General features: G+C 62.1%; 4 protein-coding genes and 1 pseudogene. 2 read left to right on the top strand and 3 right to left on the bottom strand.

The window, feature by feature from the left end; translation table 11 throughout:
• The 3 genes from AWB82_RS36090 to AWB82_RS36080 all read right to left on the bottom strand — a co-directional run.
• On the bottom strand, positions 1 to 599 hold a 599-nt coding region (locus AWB82_RS36090; RefSeq protein ID WP_327346118.1), incomplete at its 3' end, for a citrate/2-methylcitrate synthase.
• A gap of 108 nt (positions 600 to 707) precedes the next feature.
• Positions 708 to 1,712 (bottom strand): HpcH/HpaI aldolase/citrate lyase family protein, encoded by a 1,005-nt coding sequence (locus AWB82_RS36085; protein WP_086974027.1) that lies wholly within the window; start codon positions 1,710 to 1,712, stop codon positions 708 to 710.
• A gap of 157 nt (positions 1,713 to 1,869) precedes the next feature.
• A complete protein-coding gene (locus AWB82_RS36080) occupies positions 1,870 to 2,856 on the bottom strand; it encodes a malate dehydrogenase (protein WP_086974026.1) in 987 nt (328 codons plus the stop codon).
• Between the two features lie 609 nt (positions 2,857 to 3,465).
• Between AWB82_RS36080 and AWB82_RS36075 the strand changes: the two genes are divergently transcribed.
• Positions 3,466 to 4,254 (top strand): GntR family transcriptional regulator, encoded by a 789-nt coding sequence (locus tag AWB82_RS36075; protein ID WP_200818290.1) that lies wholly within the window; start codon positions 3,466 to 3,468, stop codon positions 4,252 to 4,254.
• Between the two features lie 169 nt (positions 4,255 to 4,423).
• Positions 4,424 to 4,515, top strand: a pseudogene (locus AWB82_RS36070) (succinate dehydrogenase, cytochrome b556 subunit); the annotation flags it as partial.

The raw sequence follows: 4,515 nt of genomic DNA, 5'->3' as shown, positions 1-4,515 counted from the left end.
TCGGCGTAGAGATTGAGCGAGATGTGCATCGCATCGACCCACGCTTTCGACGGCGCGACGCCATGCAGCAAATGCAGAAAGTGCCCGCCGATGGAATCGTCATCGGTTTCGACTTCGATGCGCCGGCCATTGTGCGAATAGTGATACCAGTACAGCAGCATCGAGCCGAACGAGGCCATCAACTTGTCGGCGATATCTTTCGCGCCCGGCACGTTGTGGTCTTCCTTCTCCGGCAGAATCGTGCCGAGCACGGAGACGCCGGTGCGCATCACGTCCATCGGATGCGCGGACGCCGGAATCCATTCGAGCGCGGCCTTCAGGTTCGCGGGCAGCCCGCGCAACGCCTTCAGCTTCGTCTTGTACGCCTTCAATTCGGCGGCATTCGGCAGCTTGCCGTGCACGAGCAAGTGCGCGATTTCTTCGAACTCGGAAGTCGTGGCGACATCGAGAATGTCGTAGCCGCGATAGTGCAAATCGTTGCCCGTCTTGCCGACCGTGCACAGCGCGGTATTGCCCGCCGTCACGCCCGACAGCGCGACGGATTTCTTCGGCTTGAATGCGCCGGTTGCGGGCGCTTCGGTCGATGCGGTGTCAGTCATGCTCTCCAGTCTCCTTTCGTACGCTCGCCACGCGGCGTGACTTGTTGTGCTTGAGAAACGCGCGAACCTTCGGCTCATGCGCGACGCTGAACCTGGACCCCGCGATGCTCATGTTGCAGAAGCCGGCGCGGCGAAGAGCGGCGCGCATTCGTTGGGCATCGTCTGGCCGGTTGCGTGCGCGCGACGCAGCACGGACCAGTAATAGCGATAACTCGCGCGATCGTGCAGCGTGTCGTTATGACGCGTCGGTCCCCATTGCGCGTGTTGCGCTGCGAGCAGGATCTGCGCCGCGAGCGCGATTTCATCCGCGCGCGGCGAGAAGGCCTCGACGATCGGCCTGATCTGATCCGGATGAATGCTCCACATGCGCGTGTAGCCGAACTCGTTGCGGGCCCGCGTGGCATCGTTCGCGACGACGCTCATGTCGCGCACTTCCGTCGACACATTGTGCGAGGGCACTTTACCGTGCGCGTGACACGCGGCCGCGATTTCCAGCTTGGCGCGCCGCACGAGCGGATGATCGAACTGGCCGGGCGAGCGCATGGCGGTATCGGGAATGGCGCCGTTGTGCGCGGAGACGAAATCCATCAAGCCGAAGCTCAGTGATTCGACGCCCGGCAGCGCGGCAAGTTCGAATGCCTGCGCGAGCGCGCCATGCGTCTCGATCAGCAGATGACAGGGGATCGGCTTCTCGATGCCGAACTCGCCGCGCGTGGCTTCGATGAAAGCCACCATCTCGGCGGCATCGGAGGCGCGGCGGATCTTCGGCAGCATGACGAACGCGGGCGCTTTCTTCGCCTGGCGCAAGATGATGCGCACGTCGTCACGCCATGCTCGATGATCGAAGTCGTGGATGCGCACGCCCACACGCCCGAAGCGGTCGTCCTCGCCGCCGACGAACGACGCGACCAGCGCCGCATGCTCGGCCTCCCGACCGACCTGCGCGCCGTCCTCGCAATCGAGGGTGATGTCGAATACCGGCCCGAGTTGCGTCTGCAACGCCAGCGACTTGCGGATCAGCTTCTCGCTGCCGGCGTAGTGATCACAGGGCGGAAGCACGGCGGGCGGCGGTTCGCCATCGAACAGCACTTCGGCGGGAGTGAGAGCGCGCATCGTCGGCGTCGGGTCCGATTAGGAAATGGGGAAGTTCCATCTTGCTCGATGATTCGAACGCGCTCGATATCTTTCAAGCGCGTTCGAATCACGCGCGAACGCCGCGAAGCATTCGCGCTGAAGGGAAGCCTTTGCGGGCTTCCCTTCAAACGCCGTGTTACTTGCCCAGCAGATGCGAAACGCCGTCGCGCTCTTCGAGCAGTTCGTTCAGCGTGCCGTCCATCTTCTCGCGCGAGAACGCGTCGATTTCGAGGCCTTCGACGCGCTTGTACTCGCCGTTTTCGCACGTGACGGGCACGCCGTAGATGATGTCTTCGGGAATGCCGTACGAGCCGTCCGACGGAATGCCCATCGTGACCCACTTGCCGTTCGTGCCGAGCACCCAGTCACGCACGTGATCGATCGCCGCGTTCGCCGCCGATGCCGCCGACGACAGGCCGCGCGCTTCGATGATCGCGGCGCCACGCTTGCCGACGGTCGGGATGAACGTGTTGCGGTTCCATTCGTCGTCGTTGATGAGCTTCGTGAGGCCCTGGCCTTCGGCGGTCGCAAAGCGGAAGTCCGGGTACATCGTCGGCGAGTGGTTGCCCCACACGGCGAGCTTTTCGATCGACGCGACCGGCTTGCCCGACTTGGCGGCCAGTTGCGACAGCGCGCGGTTGTGGTCCAGACGCAGCATTGCCGTGAAGTTCTTCTTCGGCAGATCCGGCGCCGACTTCATCGCGATGTACGCGTTCGTGTTCGCCGGGTTGCCGACGACCAGCACCTTCACGTCGCGGCTCGCGACATCGTTCAGCGCCTTGCCCTGAACCGTGAAGATCTCGGCGTTCGCCGACAGCAGGTCCTTGCGCTCCATGCCCTTCGAGCGCGGACGTGCGCCTACCAGCAAGGCGACGTCGGCGTCCTTGAACGCGACCTTGGGATCGTCCGTGACGACCACGCCGGCGAGCAGCGGGAATGCGCAATCTTCCAGTTCCATCACAACGCCCTTCACGGCGCCTTGCGCTTGCGGCAGATCGAGCAACTGAAGAATCACGGGCTGGTCTTTGCCGAGCAGATCGCCATTGGCGATGCGGAACAGCAGCGAGTAGCCGATTTGACCTGCGGCGCCGGTTACGGCAACGCGCTTTGCGGACTTAGCCATTGAGAACTCTCCTGGACGGTGCGTGGAACGCTAGGGAAACGCTATTTTATGCGCGATACGCCAAGCGTTGATGAAGACATGCCGGCCATGCCGTGCGCGAATGGCCGAAAGCGGCGCCACGTGGCGTTGCGCGCGTTCATTCGGAATTCGCGCCGCATGAATGCTTGAGCGGCGTGACCGTCATGCCATGAATCCTTCTCTTCGAGCGAGAGGCGTGCGGAATGTTCTGGAAGGACGCTGTGATTTCGCTTGGGTCTGACGGCAACGCGCCCATACGAGACGGCGCTTGACGTTGCGAGGCGAGGGGCAGGCAGCGGCGCGCGAATCGAGTGGCCGATCGGCGTGAGGCGATAAGCGAAAGGGCGTGCCTGGCGGTATGTCGCGCGATATGCGGATGCCGTATTCAACGCTTTCCCGAGGCAAAAAACGCCGCGGAAAACACGCCGAGCGGCGGTTCCGTGCTTTCGCAACAACCCGCAAACCCTTGCTCGACAAGGAGTGTAGGAGTCGTCCGGGTTAAAGTCAACACTATCTTATGTCTTATATAAGACATAGGAATCTTGGGGAAAGGTCTGGACGCACGGCGGCCCTTGTGTTGAAATGCGCGGCATGAATTCCAACCCGGCGAGCACGACGACCCCCAACGGCACTGCACCGGCGGCTGAGGCCGCGAGCGCGCCGTCGCCGACGTTCAGCCCGCTGTATCAGCAAATCAAGGCGCTCATCACGCAAGGACTCGAATCCGGCGAATGGAAGCCTGGCGAAATAATCCCGAGCGAGGTCGAACTGGCCGCGCGCTACAAGGTGAGCCAGGGTACCGTGCGCAAGGCGATCGATGAGCTCGCCGCCGACAATCTTCTCGTTCGACGTCAGGGTAAAGGCACGTTCGTTGCAACGCACAACGAAGACCGCGTGCAGTTCCGCTTCCTGCGCCTTCTGCCCGACGATGGCGATGTTCATCCTCACGTAAGCCGTCTGCTCGAATGCAGGCGTCTGCGTGCGCCGGCCGAGATCGCGCGTCAGCTGGATCTCAAGCCCGCCGACCCCGTCGTTCTTATCAAGCGCTTGTTGCAGTTTGATGGCGTGACGACCGTATTCGACGAAATCTGGCTGCCGGGCCCGGTGTTTCGCGGACTCACGGCCGAGCGCCTCGCCGAGTATAAGGGCCCGCTCTACGCGATGTTCGAGACGGAATTCGGCACGCGCATGATTCGCGCGACGGAGAAGATCCGCGCTGTCGCAGCTGACGAGACCGTTGCCCAGTTTCTCGACGTGGCGCAAGGATTTCCGCTTTTATCGGTGGAGCGCGTGTCCTATACCTATGGCGATCGCCCCGTCGAAGTGCGTCGCGGATGGTACGTCACGACCGGTTATTACTATCAGAACGACTTGAGTTGATCGAATGAAGAACGGGCCGCGAGCACTGGCTGGGTGCTCGCGGAACACGCACGTTAGCAGGCCTATTTTCGCGCATCGAGCAACAGTCTCTTGGACGGCTTTTCGCTGCAGCGCGAAATAAAAAGGCGCTAAAATCGCGGATTAGTGTGTTAACAAGTTGGGGTCTAGCATGGCTGAAGCCGTAAAAAAACCAAGGCCGGAATACCGGAACATCGGGATCGGCGATATCGCGAAGTATCGCTTGCCGCTTGCGGGCAAGAT

The sequence above is a fragment of the Caballeronia glebae genome (assembly GCF_001545035.1).
Lineage (GTDB): Bacteria > Pseudomonadota > Gammaproteobacteria > Burkholderiales > Burkholderiaceae > Caballeronia > Caballeronia glebae.
Note: the sequence above shows the minus strand (reverse complement) of the source record. Positions and strands in the feature narration are given on the sequence as shown.

Bases quoted from the DNA above. Each gene is read 5' to 3' on its own strand.
- AWB82_RS36085 (WP_086974027.1), bottom strand. From the start codon at position 1,712: ATGCGCGCTCTCACTCCCGCCGAAGTGCTGTTCGATGGCGAACCGCCG.
- AWB82_RS36080 (WP_086974026.1), bottom strand. From the start codon at position 2,856: ATGGCTAAGTCCGCAAAGCGCGTTGCCGTAACCGGCGCCGCAGGTCAA.
- AWB82_RS36075 (WP_200818290.1), top strand. From the start codon at position 3,466: ATGAATTCCAACCCGGCGAGCACGACGACCCCCAACGGCACTGCACCG.